The sequence below is a fragment of the Desulfoferrobacter suflitae genome (assembly GCF_022603395.1).
Classification (GTDB): domain Bacteria; phylum Desulfobacterota; class Syntrophobacteria; order Syntrophobacterales; family Syntrophobacteraceae; genus Desulfoferrobacter; species Desulfoferrobacter suflitae.
Genome location: NZ_JAIBKA010000044.1, coordinates 1 through 903 on the forward strand (window position 1 = coordinate 1; position 903 = coordinate 903).

Here is a 903-nt window from a genome sequence, read left to right on the forward strand (position 1 = left end):
GGGTGCGGCTCTTTTAGAACGACAGCTTGAAAGGCAGTAGCTGATCATAATTTGGATTGATATCAAGGGACTGGACATTTTGTCTCCATTATGGGATGGTATCCCGCCAACCCATAACCCAAAGGAGACCTCATATGATTCAAACCGGTCATCTTGATGACTTATTCGGAGTATTCGATTTGCCTTGTCAGCAGTTTGAATCACTGATCAGTGCGCTTTGCGATGAAAGCACGGCAGCTATGGAGCATGGCCGGATAGAAGACCTGATTTGCCGAATGGGAAACGAATTACTGCGGCGCTTGATACAGGCTCATCTGGATCTACGTGCTTTGCGGGAGCCGCGTAGAAAGCAGTTGACTGCGCCAGACGGCACCCATTTGGCTGATTGTCGTGAAAATTGTGAACGCACCCTGGCGACAATCTTCGGCGACGTAAAGGTTAGACGCAAAGGTTACGGTGCCCCCGGGATTGAGAGCAAATTTCCACTGGATGCAGAGCTTAACCTTGCCCCGGACAAATACTCACATGGGCTAAGGTATCGAGCAGTTGAACAGATCGCTCGGCATTCCTTTGATGAAGCAGTAGCCGACGTTAAGAAAACCACGGGCGGTAAAATTCCGAAGCGCCAGATGCAGGAGATCGCAGTTGCCGCAGCTCGGGATTTCGAGACATTTTACTCGGGCCGAAAAACTGAGGGAGCTGAACAAACATCGGATATCCTGGTGATGAGTACAGACGGCAAGGGAATCGTGATGAGAAAGGAAGACCTGCGGGCGGCGACACGCAAGGCTGCCGAGCAGGCAAAACAGGAAACCGGCGCCCGCCTTCAGCCCTGGAATAGGGGACGCCGTTTAGATTTTTAGTTTCTAATAAAACAAGCTTGAAGGGTGACTTGGTGCGAAA

1 protein-coding gene is annotated in these 903 nt (G+C 50.8%); it reads left to right on the forward strand.

Features of this window, described 5'->3' with window-relative positions; all coding sequences use genetic code 11:
• The first annotated feature begins 134 nt into the window (after window positions 1–134).
• Window positions 135–863: a hypothetical protein gene (locus tag K1V27_RS22530; protein ID WP_258932533.1), complete on the forward strand. Its 729-nt coding sequence runs from the start codon at window positions 135–137 to the stop codon at window positions 861–863.
• Window positions 864–903 lie beyond the last annotated feature (40 nt).